Annotated in this window: 11 protein-coding genes and 1 pseudogene; 6 read left to right on the forward strand and 6 right to left on the reverse strand. The window is 66.0% G+C overall.

Annotated features, from left to right (window positions below; all coding sequences use genetic code 11):
* The first annotated feature begins 103 nt into the window (after nucleotides 1-103).
* The 5 genes and pseudogenes from BRAO375_RS07940 to BRAO375_RS07960 all read left to right on the forward strand — a co-directional run bounded on the left by BRAO375_RS07940 (nucleotide 104) and on the right by BRAO375_RS07960 (nucleotide 6,750).
* Nucleotides 104-703: an RNA polymerase sigma factor gene (locus tag BRAO375_RS07940; protein WP_009026942.1), complete on the forward strand. Its 600-nt coding sequence runs from the start codon at nucleotides 104-106 to the stop codon at nucleotides 701-703.
* A gap of 16 nt (nucleotides 704-719) precedes the next feature.
* Nucleotides 720-2,246, forward strand: coding sequence for a cryptochrome/photolyase family protein (locus BRAO375_RS07945; protein WP_009026943.1), 1,527 nt, complete (start codon nucleotides 720-722; stop codon nucleotides 2,244-2,246).
* Nucleotides 2,247-2,355: 109 nt separating this feature from the next.
* Nucleotides 2,356-3,639: a sodium:proton antiporter NhaD gene (gene nhaD, locus BRAO375_RS07950; protein ID WP_009026944.1), complete on the forward strand. Its 1,284-nt coding sequence runs from the start codon at nucleotides 2,356-2,358 to the stop codon at nucleotides 3,637-3,639.
* Nucleotides 3,640-3,654: 15 nt separating this feature from the next.
* Nucleotides 3,655-5,699 (forward strand): annotated as a pseudogene (locus tag BRAO375_RS07955) (PQQ-dependent sugar dehydrogenase).
* A 115-nt stretch (nucleotides 5,700-5,814) separates the two neighbouring features.
* A complete protein-coding gene (locus BRAO375_RS07960) occupies nucleotides 5,815-6,750 on the forward strand; it encodes an SMP-30/gluconolactonase/LRE family protein (protein ID WP_052536072.1) in 936 nt (311 codons plus the stop codon).
* A gap of 916 nt (nucleotides 6,751-7,666) precedes the next feature.
* Here BRAO375_RS07960 and BRAO375_RS07965 read toward each other — a convergent pair.
* The 4 genes from BRAO375_RS07965 to BRAO375_RS07980 form a co-directional block, all read right to left on the reverse strand.
* On the reverse strand, nucleotides 7,667-8,047 hold the full coding sequence (locus tag BRAO375_RS07965; protein ID WP_009026949.1) for a hypothetical protein: 381 nt from the start codon (nucleotides 8,045-8,047) through the stop codon (nucleotides 7,667-7,669).
* 102 nt (nucleotides 8,048-8,149) lie between these two features.
* Entirely contained in the window at nucleotides 8,150-9,028 is an 879-nt protein-coding gene (locus BRAO375_RS07970; protein WP_009026950.1) for a transglutaminase family protein, read from the reverse strand.
* Nucleotides 9,025-11,556 (reverse strand): circularly permuted type 2 ATP-grasp protein, encoded by a 2,532-nt coding sequence (locus tag BRAO375_RS07975; protein WP_009026951.1) that lies wholly within the window; start codon nucleotides 11,554-11,556, stop codon nucleotides 9,025-9,027. Before BRAO375_RS07975 ends, BRAO375_RS07970 begins: the two co-directional genes overlap by 4 nt.
* Before the next feature lie 30 nt (nucleotides 11,557-11,586).
* The gene (locus tag BRAO375_RS07980) at nucleotides 11,587-14,901 is read right to left on the reverse strand and encodes a transglutaminase family protein (RefSeq protein WP_009026952.1); all 3,315 of its coding nucleotides are present in this window, start codon (nucleotides 14,899-14,901) and stop codon (nucleotides 11,587-11,589) included.
* A gap of 436 nt (nucleotides 14,902-15,337) precedes the next feature.
* Here BRAO375_RS07980 and BRAO375_RS07985 point away from each other — a divergent pair, with 436 nt between their 5' ends.
* Complete coding sequence (locus BRAO375_RS07985) at nucleotides 15,338-15,535, forward strand: hypothetical protein (protein WP_008964013.1); 198 nt, start codon at nucleotides 15,338-15,340, stop codon at nucleotides 15,533-15,535.
* A gap of 207 nt (nucleotides 15,536-15,742) precedes the next feature.
* Here BRAO375_RS07985 and BRAO375_RS07990 read toward each other — a convergent pair whose 3' ends face one another.
* Together BRAO375_RS07990 and BRAO375_RS07995 are read right to left on the reverse strand one after the other, a co-directional pair.
* On the reverse strand, nucleotides 15,743-17,266 hold the full coding sequence (locus BRAO375_RS07990; protein WP_009026954.1) for a UxaA family hydrolase: 1,524 nt from the start codon (nucleotides 17,264-17,266) through the stop codon (nucleotides 15,743-15,745).
* Between the two features lie 106 nt (nucleotides 17,267-17,372).
* Complete coding sequence (locus tag BRAO375_RS07995; RefSeq protein ID WP_009026955.1) at nucleotides 17,373-18,152, reverse strand: HpcH/HpaI aldolase family protein; 780 nt, start codon at nucleotides 18,150-18,152, stop codon at nucleotides 17,373-17,375.
* Nucleotides 18,153-18,256 lie beyond the last annotated feature (104 nt).

Here is an 18,256-nt window from a genome sequence, read left to right on the forward strand (position 1 = left end):
GGACGATCCGCCAGTTGCGCTGCCACGATGACGACTGCACGCTCGCGGTGATCCGCATCAGCCCCTGCCCCGTTTCAATCCAGGAAGCGGATGGAGGAGAAGGATGCGATCAGCAAGCGCGGATCAAAAGAGCTACGTCGCGCATCTCAGCGGCCTTCTGGCCCGCGCCGGACGCAACGACGAGCAGGCTTTTGCCGAACTCCACGCCGCAACCCGGGTGAAGATGCGCAAGACCGTCCGCGCCATGCTGCCCTCTTCGGCCGACCTCGACGATATCCTGCAGGACGGCTACGTGAAGATCTGGCGTCACGCCGCGAGCTTCGATCCAGCGCGCGCTTCGCCCATCACCTGGATGTGCACCATCATGCGCAACACGGCGATCGACAGCCTGCGCGCGACCGGCGTGCCGACCTCGGAGCTGGACGAGGCGCTCTCGATCGCCGATCCCGCCGCCGTCCACACCGACGACGAGTTCGACTACGCGCAGGCGGAACCGATCGCCCGCAAGGCGCTCGAGCGCCTGCCGGAGGAGCGGCGGCAACTGCTCGCGCTGGCCTATCTCGAAGGCGAAAGCCGGACGCGGCTGTCGGAGCGGTTCGGCGTGCCGGTCGGCACCATCAAGACCTGGCTGCATCGCAGCCTGGTCGCAGTGCGCAAGGAATGCCTCGGCCGTGCCACCACCGTCACCGCGGTGGCGGCCTGATCTGCTGCGGGACGCGATGACGAAAGCAAGGGCCGTCAGACATCTCGTCATCGTGCTGGGCGACCAGCTCGATGCGGATTCGGCTGCGTTCGACGGCTTCGATCCGGCGCAGGACGTCGTGCTGCAGATGGAGGTCACCGACGAGGCGGCCTACGTGCCGCAGCACAAGATGCGGATCGCGTTCTTCTTCGCGGCGATGCGCCACTTCCATGCCGATCTCGAATCGCGCGGCCGCGCCGTGCATTACGTGCGGCTCGACGATCCCGCCAACACTGGCGCGCTCGACAGCGAGATCGCGCGTCACCAGGCTCTGCTGCAGCCCGAGGCCACGATCGTGCTCGAGCCCGGCGACTTCCGGGTGCGCGAGAGCTTGCGCAAGCTGCCGCAGCGCCCCGAAATCAGGCTCGACCGCCACTTCCTGTGCACGGCCGACGAGTTCGACGCCTTCACCGAGCGCCATCCACGCCCGATCATGGAGACGTTCTACCGCGCGATGCGGCGCAAGACCGGTCTCCTGCTCGACGAGAGCGGCCGGCCGATCGGCGGCAGCTGGAATTTCGATGCCGAGAACCGCAAGGGTTTCGGCAGGTCGCGCCCGCCCATTCCCGTCCCCCGCTCCTATCCGCCTGATGCGATCACGCGCGACGTGCTCAAGCTGGTGGCGGCGCGGTTTTCGAACAGTCCCGGCAAGCTCGAACGGTTCGATCTGCCGGTGTCGCGCGTCGACGCGCTGACCGAGCTGTCGGACTTCGTCGCCTGGCGGCTGTCGCTGTTCGGCACCTATCAGGACGCCATGCTGAGCGACGAGCCGTTCCTGTATCATTCGCGGCTCTCCGGCGCGCTCAACCTGCACATGCTCAATCCGCGCGAGGTGTTGGACGCCGCGCTCGCCAACCGCAACGCGCCGCTCAACGCGCTCGAAGGCTTCGTGCGCCAGATCATCGGCTGGCGCGAATTCGTGCGCGGCATCTACTGGCAGCGCATGCCCCATTACGCCGACGAGAACGCGCTCGAGGCCAACCTGCCGATGCCGCGCTTCTATTGGACCGGCGAGACCGACATGCGCTGCCTGTCGCAGGCGATCGGCCACACCATCGATCACGCCTATGCGCATCACATCGAGCGGCTGATGGTGCTCGGCCTGTTCGCGATGCTGCTCGGGGTGAAGCCCTACGACGTGCACCTGTGGCACATGTCGATGTTCCACGACGCCATCGACTGGGTCTCGCTGCCGAACACGCTCGGCATGAGCCAGCATGGCGACGGCGGCGTGGTCGGCACCAAGCCCTATGCGGCCTCCGGCCACTACATCGACCGCATGAGCGATCATTGCCGCAACTGCCGCTACGATCCCAAGCAGGCGACCGGCGACAAGGCCTGCCCGTTCACGACGCTGTATTGGAGCTTCCTCGCCAAGCACCGCCGCCGCTTCGCCAACAATGGCCGGATGCGCAACCAGTACGTCAATCTCGAGCGCCGCAGCCCCGCGGAGATCCGCGCCATCCGCAGCCACGCCGAGACGATCACCGCGGCGATGATCTGAGTCCCCCCCCGTCTTGAACGACGCTCACGGCTTGCTGGCGGGCGGCCGATCGGTCATATCTTGGGCAGTTCCTCCCGCCCGCCGCTCCTCAGCCCGGAATGCCCCGCCCATGACCGCCGCTATCGTCGCCGTGTTCGCGCTTGCCTATGCTGTGGTGGCGCTGGAGCATCCGTTCCGGATCAACAAGGCGGCGACCGCCCTGGTCGGCGCCGGGCTGATGTGGACGATCTACGCGGTGATGGGCGCCACGGCGTCGGAGGTGGCCTCCCAGCTCAACGACTCCGTGGCCTCGACGGCGCAAATCATCTTCTTCCTGATCGGCGCCATGACCATCGTCGAGGTGATCGACGCGCATAACGGCTTCGAGGTCGTGACCTCGCTGATCGGCACCCGCAACCAGGTGACGCTGGTCTGGCTGGTCGGCTTCGTCACCTTCTTCCTCAGCGCCATGCTCGACAACCTCACCACGGCGATCGTGATGGTGTCGCTGATGAAGAAGCTGTCCGGCCGCGACGGGGACCGCCTGGTGTTCGCCGCCATCATCGTCATCGCCGCCAATGCCGGCGGCGCGTGGTCGGCGATCGGCGACGTCACCACGACGATGCTGTGGATCGGCGGCCAGATCACGCCGCTCGCGATCATGAAATCGGTGTTCATTGCCTCGCTGTTGAACCTCGTGGTGCCGCTTGCCGCCGTCAGCTTCACTCTGCGCGGCAAGCAGCTGGTGCCGCCAGCGAGCGCCGGCCTCGCCTCGATCAGCCCGATCCTGCCGTTCGAGCGCAACCTGATGTTCTTCATGGGCCTCGGCATCCTGGTCGCGGTGCCCTTGTTCAAGGCCGTGACGCATCTGCCGCCGTTCATGGGCATCCTGTTCGGCCTCGGCCTGTTGTGGATGGTCGGCGAGATCATCCATCGCGAGAAGGCCTCCGAGCAGAAGCAGCGGCTGACCTTGGTGCATGCGCTGACCCGGATCGACATGCCCTCGATCGTGTTCTTCATCGGCATCCTGCTCGCGGTCGCGGCCCTCGAGCACACCCACATCCTGCAGGCGCTGGCGCAATGGCTCGACCGCACCGTCGGCCGCCTCGACCTGATCGTGGTCGTGCTCGGCCTCGCCAGCGCGGTCATCGACAACGTCCCGCTGGTCGCGGCGTCGATGGGCATGTACAGCCTCAGCCAGTATCCGCCGGACAGCTTCCTGTGGGAGTTCGTCGCCTATTGCGCCGGCACCGGCGGCTCGATCCTGATCATCGGCTCGGCGGCCGGCGTCGCCGCGATGGGGCTCGAGAACATCCACTTCTTCTGGTACGTCCGCCGCATCAGCGGCATCGCTCTGCTCGGCTATTTCGCGGGCGCCGCGGCCTACATCGTGCAATACAATCTGATGCACTAGGCGGGATCGGATCGCATGAGCTGGTCGTGGCGCATCATGGCCGTGATCGCGACCGTGCTGCTCGGCGCATCCCACGGCCGCGCCGACGACGTGACGGTCAGGAGCGGCTACGCGCTCGGCCAGGCCAAATGCGGCGACGGCGACCTCGCCTTTCCGCGGCTGCGGATCGACATGAAGGCCGGCTTCTGCGCAGGCCTCGTGGCGAGCCGCGACGACGGCCTCAGGTTTCCCCGCAGCATCGTGCAGATCCCGGGCCGTCAGCTGTTCGTGGTCGCCGACATGGGCGGCTGGGGCCATGATGACGGCCGGCTGCTGATCCTGGATCCCGCAGCGCCCGCAGGCCAGCGCGTGCGCGAAGCCATCACGCGGTTGTCCTATCCGTTCGGCCTCGCCGCAGGCGCGGATGGCCGGATCTACGCCTCGACCGATACGACGATCTTCCGTTTCGATCCGCTCTCTTCCGANCGAAGGCCACGGTCGAGACCATCATCCGCGGCCTGCCCGGCCGTCGTCTCACGCTGCCCGACGGCACCCGCCTGTCGGAGAGCGCCCATCCGCTGAAAGCCTTCGCCTTCGACCGCACCGGACGGCTGTTCGTCAACATCGGATCGCACAGCGACAACTGCCTCTCCCCCGCGGCGGTCCCGGGGCCCTGCGCCGCCGCTGAAGGCGCCTCTGCGCTGGCGGCGATCTGGCTTTTCACGCCACCGGCAGGCGGCATCTTCCCGGCGCTGAAATCCGGCGATGCCGATCCGCCGCACCAGGTGTTCGCGCGCGGCCTGCGCAACTCGATGGCGCTGGTGCTGCATCCGCGCTTTCCCGATCCCGGCATGGCCTTCCTGCAAGCGGAGAATGCCCGCGACCTGCAGGATGTGTTCGCGCCGAACGAGGAGATCAATGCCATCGAACAGGGCCGCCACTACGGCTGGCCGTATTGCTACGATCTCGCGACCCCAAGCGCGGAGTTCAAGCGCGTGCTGCAGGGCGGCCCGCTGAGGGGCTTCTGCACCGACAGCGCTCTCTACAAGCAGCCCTGGTCGCTGCTGCCGCCGCATGGCGCACCGCTCGGCATGCTCTACTACACCGCCGATCGTCTGGCCGAGCTGAAGGGCAAGCTGCTGGTCGGCCTGCACGGCTATCGTCCGACCGGCAGCCGGCTGCTGGCCTATGAGGTCGACGAGCGCGGCTACCCGAAGGTGAGCCCCGCGCCGGTGCGCTATCACGTCAGCTGCGCCGCCGAGCCGACCCGCGCCTTCCAGACCGCAGCAGGCCCCGCGCCGGCTGCCGCGTTCGACGAGATCATCGCCGGCTGGCACCGCGTCAACGGCATCCGCCCGCAAGGCGCGCCGGTCGGCATGACCGTCGCCGATGACGGCGCACTCTGGCTGGTCGAGGACAAGAACCAGACCGTGATCCGCATCGACCGATCGAGCGAGTCCGTGCCCGAGCCGCTGCCTTGCGAGACCAGGAGCGATCAGCTGATCGAGCGGCTGGCCGCCCTCGTGATGGACGATGCCGCGAGCCGCGCGCGACTCACGACGGTGCGCAGGGATCTGGTCGAGAAGCGCTGCAGCGGCTGCCATTCGGATTTCGGCCTCAAGGCCGGACAATCCGACACCGAAAAGGACAAGGCCATGCTGCGCTTCCTGCTGGCGCAGGACGGCTGGATCTATCCCGGCGATCCCGATTCAGGCCGGCTGCGGCAGCGCCTGCGCGGTCTCGGCAGCGAGCGGCAGATGCCGCCGGGTGCAAATCTCATCAAGACGGAACCCGGCTACGCCAAGCTGCTTGATGTCGCCGACGATCTCGTCGCGCGCATGGTTCCGGGCAGCCGCATGCGGGTGAAGCCCGGCGGCCCGCCGCATCGAAAATTCTTCGCCGCCGACGGCCGCGACTGCGGCGACATCCCGTTCGGCAAGGTCGTCGTGGTGACGGAGCGCTTTGCCGTCAATAAGCCTGGCTTCAGCCGTTTCTTCCGGCCGGCCGACACTCATCTCAACGGCGCCTGCACGGACGACAATGGCTACTACATCCAACAGCAGTTCCTGGTGCCGCTCTAAGCAAGACCGCAGGGTGGGCAAAGCGGCCGCCGCAGGCGGCGCGTGCTTACCGGCCGCGGGCACCGGTGCGCGTCATGGTGTGCGCGGCGCACACGAGACCATTGTCGGACGCTGGATGCGTCGGCTTGCGCCTTTGCCCGCCCTACGCATCTCGCTCCTGGCGATGCTCGCGATCGCACCCGCCCTTGCCGGGCCAAAACTGTTCGAAAGCACCCAGCTCACACCGTCAGGCGAATACACCTTCGGCATCGAGGGCCCCGCCGTCGATCCCCAGGGCAATCTCTACGTCGTCAATCTCGGCAAGGCCGGCACCATCGGCCGGCTAGCGCCTGAGGCGGCCGCCTCGGAGAAGTTCACCGAGCTCCCCGACGGCAGCATCGGCAACGCGATCCGCATCGACGCCACCGGCACCTTGTTCGTCGCCGACTACAAGAAGCACAACATCTTCGCGATCGCGGCGGGCACCACCGAGCCCCGCCTCGTCTTCCACGCCGACGAGATGAGCCAGCCCAACGACATCACGCTGGCGCGCGACGGCGTGATCTATGCGAGCGATCCGGCCTGGAAGGCGCGTAGCGGCCGCATCTGGCGGATCGCGAAGGGAGCCGACGGCGCGCTGCAGGGCGTCGCGATGACCGCGCCGCGCGCCATGGGCACCACCAACGGCATCGATCTCAGCCCGGACGGCCGCACGCTCTATGTCGGCGAATCCAACAGTGGCGAGATCTGGTCCTACGCGATCGAGGGCGAGGCGCTGACGCGGCCGAAGCTGATCAAGACCTTCGAGCCGAACACCATCGACGGCCTGCGCACCGACGCCAGCGGCCGCCTGCTGGTCGCCCGCATCCTGAAGGGCACGATCGCCATGCTCGCACCCGACGGGCGCGTCATCAGGGATATCGCCCTGAAAGCCAAGGAGCCGACCAATCTCGCTTTCGGCGGCAGCGACGGCAAGACGGTGTACGTGACCCAGCGCCAGGGCGGCTTCATCGAATCGTTTCGCACCGACATCGAAGGGCGCGAGCATTGTCTGCAGATGCGGAAGTGCTGAGCTTCGGCCGCTGAATAATGGAATTGAGTGGACTCGCTCTCTCGGCCATCATGGCCAGGCTTGTCCCGGCCATCCCACGTCGCTCAGCGCCGGCGAATTAGTTTCTCACTCGGGCTCGCATCAATCACATATCTATCATGCCCGAACTGCCCGTCGTGCCAGTTTGCCGCACACTTGCCTCTTGCGCTGTCGGGCAAATCAGGCGGATGTTTCCGGCCATCCCGGGCTCGTGAGAGGGGCGGATCGCGATCGTCACGAACGTGGAGCCTGGGGAGCGGTGGGCGTGTGGTGCTGCAGCGTGCTTGGTCGCGCGGACGAACGGCATCATGCGCACGGTGAAGTCGTGATGTCCTGACACCCCGATGCTGGTGTCAACCTGGCGCAATGCGATCGCGCGGGGGATGGTGGCCAGAAAGCCCGGCGCACCAGGGAGACCACGTATAAGCCGTCAACCCATCGCGCGGGGAATGCCGGGTCGATCCGGCTGCACCTGTGGTACCTGCCGCCTGCTTTTTGTTTGCAGGCGGGCCATGGGTGAGGCCATCACCCGGCATTCCCTGCGCCCTCTTCGATCAAGAGGGACGAGCTGCACATCATGACTCGGACACATCGTGTCGCGAGAACGCAGCTGCAAATCCATCAGTCCGATGGGGAACAGACGTGCCACACATTCGTCGTCGTCCCGGACAAGCTGCGCCGATGCGACAGCGTTGGCGCGGCGCCGATCCGGGACCCATACTCCGCAGCAGGAGTGATATGCGAGGTGTTACTAACAGCGTGCCGCCCAACAAACAGTTGGGGTTATGGGTCCCGGCGTTCGCCGGGACGACACAGGCTGTTTGGCCGCGTGCATTCCAACTCACTCGAAGCGGAAAGCCCCCGCATGCGCGAGGGCCTTCCTGAAAACAATGATGACTTACCGCCCGTACACCACCGGCCCGCGTTCGACGATCAGCGGCGGCGGCAGGTCGCGCTGCCAGACGCGGCCGTCGTCGAACTGGATGCGCATGCCGTCGGGCGAATACACCGCGCTTTCGTCACGGGCATCGATCCAGAGCCGGCTGTTCGGCGCGTTCCAATCCGGCCAGGCCTGCAGGGACTCGCCGGTCTCGGTGGTCAGGTTCACGGAATCACGGTTCTGCGTGACGAAAGCCGGCGCGCCGATCATGCCGTCGCGGCACATCTGGATGCAGCGGTAGGTGCCGGTCAGGTTCACACTCGGCTGGGCCGAAGCGGTGCCGGCGACACAGGCGCCGACGAGGCCAATGATGATTGCAACACGCTTCATGTCGATCACTCCATCGCTCGAAAGGGTCAGCCAGCCCCCATTCAAGCCCCTCGGGCGGATCAAGTGCGATGCGAGAAAAACGTTCCGGTCGTTCCCGTCGCGGGAACCGCCCTACTCCACCATCACGACGTCGACGGCGACGCCGAGCTTCTGCTTGGGCGAGCCGACGATGATGCCGTCCACCGGCGAGACGTCGGAGAAGTCGCGGCCCATGCCGAGGATGATGTGATCATTGCCGACCACGAGATCATTGGTCGGATCGAAGCCGATCCAGCCGAGCGTCTCGCCGCACCACAGCGACACCCAGGCATGAGTCGCATCGGCGCCCTGCAGCCGCGGCTGGCCTTCGGGCGGGATGGTGCGCAGATAGCCGCTGACATAGGCCGCGGGCAGACCGAGCCCACGCAGTCCCGCGATCATCACATGGGCAAAATCCTGGCAGACGCCGTGGCGATTGTCGAATACCTCGCGCAGCGGCGTCGAGATCACCGTCGCCTTGGGATCGTATTTGAACTCCTTGCGGATGCGCCGCATCAGGTCCGCAGCGCCGGCCACGATGCCTGTGCCGGCCGGAAAGCCCGCGGCCGCATAGTCCGTCACGGGCTTGAGCACCGGCACCAGCGCGCTGGCGAACACGTAGCCGATCGGCGACGACGGGCCGAGGCTGGTGGCTTCGAACGCGGCGTCGCGCACCTGCTCCCAGGTCGCGCTCGCCGCGTCGCGCTCCGGCGGCTTGCGCGACAGCTTCACCCGCGAGCGCGAGTCGATGCGCAGATGACGGTGCTGGGTGTCGATGACGATGCTTTCGGTCAGGGTGCCGAAGAAATCGCGCCGCGCGGTGCGCTCCGACGGGCGCGGCCGGATGTCGACGCTGTGCGAGATCAGCTCCTGGCCGTCGCCACTGAGCGGCTCGAGCCGGAGCGAGCAGCGCGCGAAGCTGACCGCGCTCTCATACTCGTAGGTGGTGACATGCCGGATGTCGTAGATCACGCGAGGCCCGTGAGCTTTTCCGGCCGCGTCGCATTCGGGCCGTGCGGGAAGTAATGCTGACCGATCGCCTCCGCCAGATTGAGCAGATCCTGCTCCAGCGCGAACAGCGTGCGGCCGTCGAGATGCGCGGCCTCGGCCGCGGTCAGCCGCGCGCCGAGCGACACGGCGAGCCGCTGCGGACGCTCGATCAGCCCGTTCTCCTTCAGCACCGGCAGGCTGGCGATGTGCTCGCTCAGCACCTCGATCTGGAACGCGACCGAGCGCGGATTGTAGGTGTCGAGCACGACGAGATCGCGGATCGGCGCCAGCGACGGGCCGATCAGATAGCGCGACCGATAAGTGATCTGGCAGTCGACCAGCGTCAGCAGGACGTCGAGATCCTCCGGCGTCGCCTCGTCATAGCCGAACTGCCGCGCGAACCGCGCGGTGTTGATGGCGCGCTCGGCGCGGCGGCCGATGTCGAGGAAGCGCCAGCCGGCGGCGCGGTTCATGTTCTCCTGGGCAAGACCGGCAAAGCTCGCGAGCTTTTCGAGCAGCAGCTCGGCCGTGCTGACGACGGCATCGTCATCGTCGACGTCCTGGGCGAGCCGGTTCGACATCTCAGTGATGACCTGCCACGCATCCGGCGACAGCCGCTCGCGCAGCGATATCGCGGTGCGCTGCGCCGATTTCAACAGCGACAGCGCCGAGCCGAATTGATCCTCGGCCTGCAGCGCCTCGTCGGCGACGCGCGCCCCCTGGGTGCGCGAGGTCTGCGCGATCGCGCCCCAGGACAGCAGCAAGCGCTGGATGCGCTCGGCGGTGTTGAGCTGCGCCGGCGAGCCCTTGCCGGGATCGCGGTGCTGGGCCGCGAGCGCGCGGATCAGTCGCAGCGTGGCTTCGGCGCGCTCGAGATAGCGGCCAAGCCAGAACAGGTTGTCGGCGGCGCGGCTCGGCAGCACGCCGGCGATGCGGCGGATGCGGACATTGTCGGAGCCCGGCAGCAGGCTGCGCGCCGCCACCGCCTTGTCGCCGACGACCCAGACATCGGCAGCGCTTGCGCCGTCGCCCATCGACACCGCGCGGGCATCGAGCTTGTCGGCGATGCGGCAGAAGCCGCCGGGCATGACAGTCCAGCCGTCCGGCGTGGCCGCTGCAAACACCCGCAGCACGAATGGACGTGGCGCGATCTTGCCGTCCTCCCACACCGGCGTGGTCGACAGCCGCACCACCTCCTGGCCGACATAGTCGATACCGCGCTGGAGGATCGCGGCGCGCAGCCACTCCCGTTCGGCCGCCGAGAGCTCGGCCGCGAGCAGCGGCCCGCTGCTTGCAAATCCGGGCACAGCGCGGCCATAGGCGCCTTCGATGGCGAACTCCTCGAGCCGCGACAGCACCTCGTCGCGCGCGGACTTCTGGCCGCACCACCAGGTCGCGATGTGCGGGATCTTGAGGTCCTCGCCGAGCACGCGCCGCGACAAGCTCGGCAGGAAGCCGAGCAATGCGCGCGCCTCCAGCACGCCGGACCCCGGCATGTTGGCGATCACGACGCCGCCCTTGCGCACCACGTCCATCAGTCCGGCGACGCCGAGCCGCGAGGCGGCATCGAGCTCGAGCGGATCGAGCGAGTTGGAATCGAGCCGGCGCAGCAGTACGTCGACGCGCTTCAGGCCGGCCACGGTGCGGATGTGCACGCGGTCGCCGCTGACGGCGAGATCGTCGCCCTCGACCAGCAGGAAGCCGAGATAGCGTGCCAGCGTCGCGTGCTCGAAATAGGTCTCGCTGAAGGTGCCCGGCGTCAGCACGCCGATGCGCGGCTCGTCGCGATCGGCGCTGGCGCGCAGCGCATCGCGGAACGCCTCGAAGAACGGCGCGAGCCGCTCGGCATTCATCGACTTGTAGATCGAGGAGAAGGCGCGCGACTGCACCAGCCGGTTCTCCAGCGCGTAGCCCATGCCCGACGGCGCCTGGGTGCGATCGCTGAGCACCCACCAGCGCCCGTCGGGACCGCGGCCGATGTCGGCGGCATACACACTGAGGAAGCGGCCGCCCGGCGGCTTGATGCCGCACACCGGACGCAGATATTCGCTCGAGCCGGCAACGGCCGCGGCCGGCAGCGCGCCGCTCGCGATCAGCCGGCCCTCACCGTAGATGTCCTGCAGAACCCGCTCGAGCAATTCGGCGCGCTGCACGATGCCCTGGGACAGCTGCGCCCACTCGGCCTCGTCGATCAGCAGCGGCAGATGGCTGAGCGGCCAGGATCGCTCGGCATTGTCGCCGGGCGAGCGGTAGGTGACGCCGGCCTCGCGGAGATGGCGGTCGGCAGAGGCAAAGCGGCGGTCGACGTCGGTCGGCGCGAGCGCCGCGAAAGTGTCGGCAAATCGCGTCCAGACCGGGCGCGGCTGCCCGTCGGCGCCAATGAACTCATCGGGAATTCCCGGCAGCCGGGCATAGTCGCGGGCCCATTGCGCGGCGCGGCGCAAGGGAGGACGGGCCGCCGGCCGACCGGCGGCGCTCGCTCCCTGGTCCTGGCCGCTCGGGCCGTCCATACCCTGGTCCTCCGCACAAACTCCGTTCCATCAATGCAGGAGCGGCCTGCGCAAGTCGAGGGTCATCGGGAATTCATTTGTGCGTTCCTCCGGCGGCATCGCGATTCGTCCGGGAGTGTGGCCGTGATCCTGGAATCGTGCGAGCCGCCGCGCCTCCGCCTCGTAGGAGTTGATCGGCTTGGTGTCGTAGTTGCGACCGCCGGGATGGGCCACGTGATAGACGCAGCCGCCGAGCGAACGGCCATTCCAGGTGTCGATCAGGTCGAAGGTCAGCGGCGAATGCACCGGAATGGTCGGATGCAGGCCCGAGGCCGGCTGCCATGCTTTGAACCGAACCGCCGCAACCGCCTCCGCAGAACGGCCCGTCGAGGTCATCGGCATCCTCCTACCATTGCAGGTGATGAGGTGACGTCCCTCGATGAAGCCTTCAGCCTTCACCTGAAGTCGCTCCACCGAGGAATCGACATAGCGCACGGTGCCGCCCGCCATGCCCTCCTCGCCCAGCACATGCCACGGCTCCAGCGCCTGGCGCAGCTCCAGGGTCACGCCGCCATGCTGCACGCGGCCGAAGGTCGGAAAACGGAACTCGAGTTGCGCCTGATACCATTCCGGCGAGAAGTCGTAGCCGGACGAGCGCAGCTCATCCAGCACATCAAGAAAGTCTTCCCAGATGAAGTGCGGCAGCATGAAACGGTCATGCAGCGCCGTGCCCCAGCGCACGAACCTGCCCTCCTGCGGCTCGCGCCACAATTTGGCAATCAGCGCGCGGATGAGCAGTTGCTGTGCCAGCGACATGCGCGGATCGGGCGGCATTTCCAGCGCGCGGAACTCGACCAGACCGAGACGACCCGTCGGTCCTTCCGGCGAATACAGCTTGTCGATGCAGATCTCCGAGCGATGCGTGTTGCCGGTGATGTCGACCAGCAGATGCCGGAACAGACGGTCGACCAGCCACAGCGGCACGCTTTGCCCTACGGGTGGCACATTCGCGAGTGCGATCTCCAACTCATAAAGACTGTCGTGCCGTGCCTCGTCGATGCGTGGCGCCTGGCTAGTCGGCCCGATGAACATGCCGGAGAACAAATAAGACAGCGCGGGATGGCGCTGCCAATACAGCACCAGGCTCTTCAACAGATCGGGCCGGCGCAGGAACGGCGAGTCCGGTGGCGACGAGCCGCCGATCACGACGTGATTGCCGCCGCCGGTGCCGGTGTGACGGCCGTCGATCAGGAAGCGGTTGGCGCCGAGCCGCACCTTGGCGGCGTCCTCATACAGACCGAAGGTGATGTCCACCGCCTGCCGCCAGCTCTGCGCCGGCTGGATGTTGACCTCGATCACGCCCGGATCGGGCGTCACCTTGATCACGTCGATGCGCGGATCGAACGGCGGCGCATAACCTTCGACATGAACCTTGATCTGCATCGCCTCGGCCGTCGCTTCAACCGTGGCGATCAGCTCGAGGTAATCTTCGATGGTTTCGACCGGCGGCATGAACACGCAGAGAATGCCGTCGCGGATCTCCACCGACATCGCGGTGCGCACGCCGAGCCCGCCCCAGTACTGATACTGAACGTCCTGCTGCGGCTGCGGCGGCCGATCGAGCGCCTTCAGCGGCGGCACCTGCGGCACGATGACGGGCCGTCCCTGCGCGTAGACGGGCAGCGGGCCGCGCTGCTCCATCGGATCCTGCTCGTGAATATACGGGAAATCTTCCGGTGGAATATAGACCAGCGAGTTGATCGGCAGCCGCAGGCCGAGCGGCGAGTCGCCGGGGATCAGGAACAATCGCTTACGCCGCAGGCCCCAGCGCTCGCTGCGCCAGCGCTTTGGCTGTGCATTCCAGCGCTGGATCGGCAGCACGAAGCCGCGCGGAATGTGCAGTCCTTCGTCGAACACGCGGGCCATGCGCGCGCGTTCTTCCGGATCAGCGAGCTTGGAGTCGATGGCATCGACATTCTCGGGAAGCGCCGCCTCCTTCTGCAGCCAATGCGCGGGATCCTCAAAGGCGGGCAGCACGTAGTCCGGCTCGAGGCCGAGCGTTTCGGCGGTCGTATCCAGAAAACGCTCCGCGTCCGCGATGGTGGCCATGCGCGGCCCATCGATGCTGGCGATCAGGTCGGCATTGCGCCAGATCGGCTCGCCGTCCTTGCGCCAATACAGTCCGAACGCCCAGCGCGGCAGGCTTTCGCCGGGATACCACTTGCCCTGACCATAATGCAGCAGACCGCCCGGCGCGAAGCGCGCGCGCAGCCGCCGGATCAGGCTGTCGGCGAGGCCGCGTTTGGTCGGCCCCACCGCGGCCGTATTCCATTCTGCGGACTCCATGTCGTCGATCGAGACGAAGGTCGGCTCGCCACCCATCGTCAGCCTGACGTCATGGGCCGCGAGGTCGGCGTCGACCGCTTCGCCGAGACGGTCGAGCTTGTCCCACGATTCATCGGAGAACGGCCGCGTGATCCGCGGCGCTTCGCGGATACGCTTCACGTTCATCTCGAACGCGAAGTCAACCTCGGCAATTCCGGCACTGCCGCTGATTGGCGCGGCCGAGTGATAATGCGGCGTCGCCGCCACCGGAATATGGCCTTCGCCGGCGAGCATGCCGGACGTGACGTCAAAGCCGATCCATCCAGCACCGGGCAGATAGACCTCGGCCCAGGCATGCAGGTCGGTGAAGTCGCTCTCGACCTCGACCGGCCCCTCCACCGGATCGATGTCGGGTCGGAGTTGAATCAAATAGCCGGAGACGAAGCGCGCGGCGAGCCCAAGATGGCGCAGCGTCTGGATCAGCAGCCAGGCGGAGTCGCGACAGGAGCCCGCGGCGGAGGACAGCGTCTCCTCCGGCGTCTGAACGCCAGGCTCCATACGGATGATATAACGAATCTTTTTCTGCAACTGGGCATTGAGATCGACCAGGTAGTTGACGGTGTTGTCGGCCGCGCGCGGAACAGACTTCAAGTACTCCGCGAACAAGGGCCCCGGCTCGATCGTTTCGAGATAGGGCGCGAGTTCCGTTCTCAGTCCCTCCGGGTAGGCGAAGGGAAAGCTGTCGGCATACGGCTCGACGAAGAAATCGAACGGATTGATCACGGTCATCTGCGCCGTGAAATCCACCTCGATTTTGAGTTCGTTCACCTTCTCAGGAAAAACGTAGCGCGCCAGCCAGTTGCCCTGCGGATCCTGCTGCCAGTTCACGAAATGGTTGGATGGCGTGACCTTGAGCGAATAGCTCAGAACCGGCGTCCTGGTATGTGGTGCAGGACGGAGACGGATGGTCTGTGGGCCGAGTCCGACCGGACGATCATACTTGTAATGGGTGACGTGATGTAATGCGACGTAGATTGACACGTGGCTTCGGAGCTCCAGCAACTTTTTTGAGCAGAACATTGCCGTGCTCAGGGATCAAGCACTAACAAAGGGCACAGCTGCCTATTGAACTATCCTAAGCCCGAAACCCGTCATTCAGGACGACTTCCGCTCCCATCCCGCCCCGATCAAGTGTCCCCACTGCACGCACCGGTCGCTTTTTCGACGGCAACGCGACCCAATCCCGCCGCGTCGTGAAGAACGGGAGAAGAACAAACAACTCATTCGCTCCCCGTTCCCTGGGAGTTGTCCACAGGTAGACATACAAATGCTCACGGAAGATTGACCACTTTGCCATATCTGGGGTTAACCCCGAAAATTGAACTAACAAGAACTAATAGCGTTGCACCCGCCGCAATCGCTTGATAGCTCGACTACACGTGCTATTTAGGACGCCCATTGCCAAAAGGAGAATCAAGTGGCGAAGACAGCTAAGAAGGCAGCTACCAAGAAGTTGGCGCGCAAGCCCTATACGCCGGCCGACATCAAGCTGCTGAAGCAGCACTCGAAGTCCAAGACCCCGGTTGCCAAGATCGCCAAGGCGATGAAGCGAACCGAGGGCTCGCTGCGTCAGAAGGCTCTGGCGCTGGGCATCGGGCTCGGCCACCAGCGGTAAAATCGTTCGGCGCCGCTGTCGCGCGCGTCGGCGCGGCTGGCCGCAGGCGCTGCCAACCGTCCGCGCTGCCAGCAAATGGCGGCGCACCACCTGTCATCTGATCGCAGTTGCGATCCAGTCTCAGCTACGTGTGATCTCAGCTGTGATCAGATGCCGGCCGCAAAGCAGCCGGCATCGGCGGGTTCCACAGGCGAAGAGCTGAATCAGCTACATCGTGGCGCCGAGCACCCAGGGGGCGAACTCGGCCCCGCCGAAATCGAAGCTCTCGCTCTTGGTCGGCTGGCCCGACGCGGTCTTCAAGATCAGATCGAAGATGCGCTGGCCGCACTCCTGCACGCTCTCCTGACCTTCGAGGATCGTGCCGCAGTTGACGTCCATGTCGTCTTCCATCCGCTTGTACATCGGCGTGTTGGTGGCGAGCTTGATCGACGGCGCCGGCTTGCAGCCGAACACGCTGCCGCGGCCGGTGGTGAAGCAGACAAGATTCGCGCCGCCGGCCACCTGCCCCGTCGCGGCGACGGGATCGTAGCCGGGCGTATCCATGAACACGAAGCCCTTCTTGGTGACGGCTTCGGCATAATGCAGCACATCGACCAGATTGGTGCTGCCGGCCTTGGCCATCGCGCCGAGCGACTTCTCGAGGATGGTGGTCAGACCACCGGCCTTGTTGCCCGGGCTCGGGTTGGCATTCATCTCCGCGCCTTCACGCGCGGTATAGTCCTCCCACCAGCGCATCAGGGAGACCAGCTTCTCGCCGACCTCGCGGCTGACGGCACGCCGGGTCAGCAGATGCTCGGCGCCGTACGTCTCGGGTGTTTCCGACAAGATGACCGTGCCACCATGTCGTACCACGAGATCGCTGGCCGCACCGAGCGCCGGGTTGGCCGAGATGCCCGAGTAGCCGTCGGAGCCGCCACATTGCAGGGCGACCGTGAGCTCGCTGGCCGGGACGGTCTCGCGCCGGACGTTGTTGGCGTCAGCCAGTGCTTCCTTGACGAAGGCGATGCCCGCCTCGACGGTCTTTCGGGTGCCGCCGACCTCCTGGATGTCCAGCGCGCGCAGGCGGCCGGCGAGCTTCTGCTCCTCCATCAGCCCGCCGATCTGATTGACCTCGCAGCCGAGCCCGAGGACGATCACCGCGGAAAAGTTCGCGTGCCGCGCGTAGCCGCCGAGGGTTCGCCGCAACAGCTTCAGCGGCTCATCGAGCGTCATGCCGCAGCCGGTCTTGTGCGTGAGCGCGACGACGCCGTCGACATTGGGATAGTCGGCGAGCGGATTGTCCCCGGTGAACGGATTCTTCTTGAAGACGTCGGCGACCAGGCTCGCGACATGCGCGCTGCAGTTCACCGAGGTCAGAATGCCGATGTAGTTGCGGGTCGCAACGCGGCCGTCGGGCCGTCGAATGCCCTCGAAGGTCGCGGGGAGATCGAAATTGGGCGTCGGCTTGACGTCGACGCCATAGGCGTAGTCCTTGGCGAAATCGCCCATCTCGCAGTTCTGCGTATGAACATGCTGCCCCGGAGCGATCGGCGCGGTGGCGAAGCCGATGATCTGACCGTAACGGCGGATCGGCTCGCCCTGCGCAATCGGCCGCACTGCGACCTTATGCCCCGCCGGAATGCGGTCGAGCGTGACCACGCCGTCGGCCACGGCGAGCCCGGGCGGCAGACTGGCGCGCGCGATCAGCACGCTGTCTTCGGGATGGAGCCGGATCACGGGGGCGGGAGCCATGGCAGTTTCTCTCGTTTGAACAGATCGATCGCAAACAGACCTGCGAATAGCGGGTGGCGGATAGGAATGGATCTCCTATCCGCTACTCCCTATTCACCATTCACCCTCAGGCCTTGCCGCCGGAGTCCTTGCGCGTCTGGGCAACCTGCTGACGCGCATAGACCTGCATCAGGCCGACCTCGTTCGACAAGGTCACCAGCTTGAAGCCCATGTTGATGGCACGTGCCGCACCCTCGGCGCCGCTGCAATGAATGCCGGGATTGAGGCCGCGCTTGCCGCATTCCTTGACGATCTTCTCGTAGATCTTGAGGATCTCCGGCTCATCGCGGTCGAGCTTCGGCACGAGACCGTAGGAAAAGCCGAGATCGGACGGGCCGATATAGACGCCGTCGATGCCCTCGACGTCGAGAATCGCCTCCATGTTCTCGACCGCCGTCTTGGTCTCCATCATCGGCAGCAGCACGATCTCGTCATTGGCGGTCTTCTGGTACTCGCCCGCGCCGCCATACATGCCCGAGCGGATCGGTCCATTCGAGCGCACGCCCTTCGGCGGATACTTGGAATAAGACACAAGATTGCGCGCTTCCTGCGGCGTGTTGACCATCGGGCAGATCACGCCATAGGCGCCACCGTCGAGCACCTTGCCGATGATGCCGGGCTCGTTCCACGGCACGCGCACCATCGGTGTGACCGGATGGCCGTGCATCGCCTGGAAGCACTGCACCATGGACAGATAGTCCTGGACGCCATGCTGCATGTCCACGGTGACGCTGTCGAAGCCGCACTGCGCCACGACCTCCGCGGAAAACCCCGAGGGGATCGCGAGCCAGGCATTCACCACCGCTTTGCCTTCGGCCCAGAGCTGCTTGACCTTATTGTTCGCCACGACTGCGTTTCCTTCCCTTGTTGTTCAGATCGAACTGAATTGATCGATGTCTATCGATTCTGACCACGACGGCAATGCTGCGACATGGACCAGCCGCAGTTGCA

Source organism: Bradyrhizobium sp. ORS 375 (assembly GCF_000239775.1).
Lineage (GTDB): Bacteria > Pseudomonadota > Alphaproteobacteria > Rhizobiales > Xanthobacteraceae > Bradyrhizobium.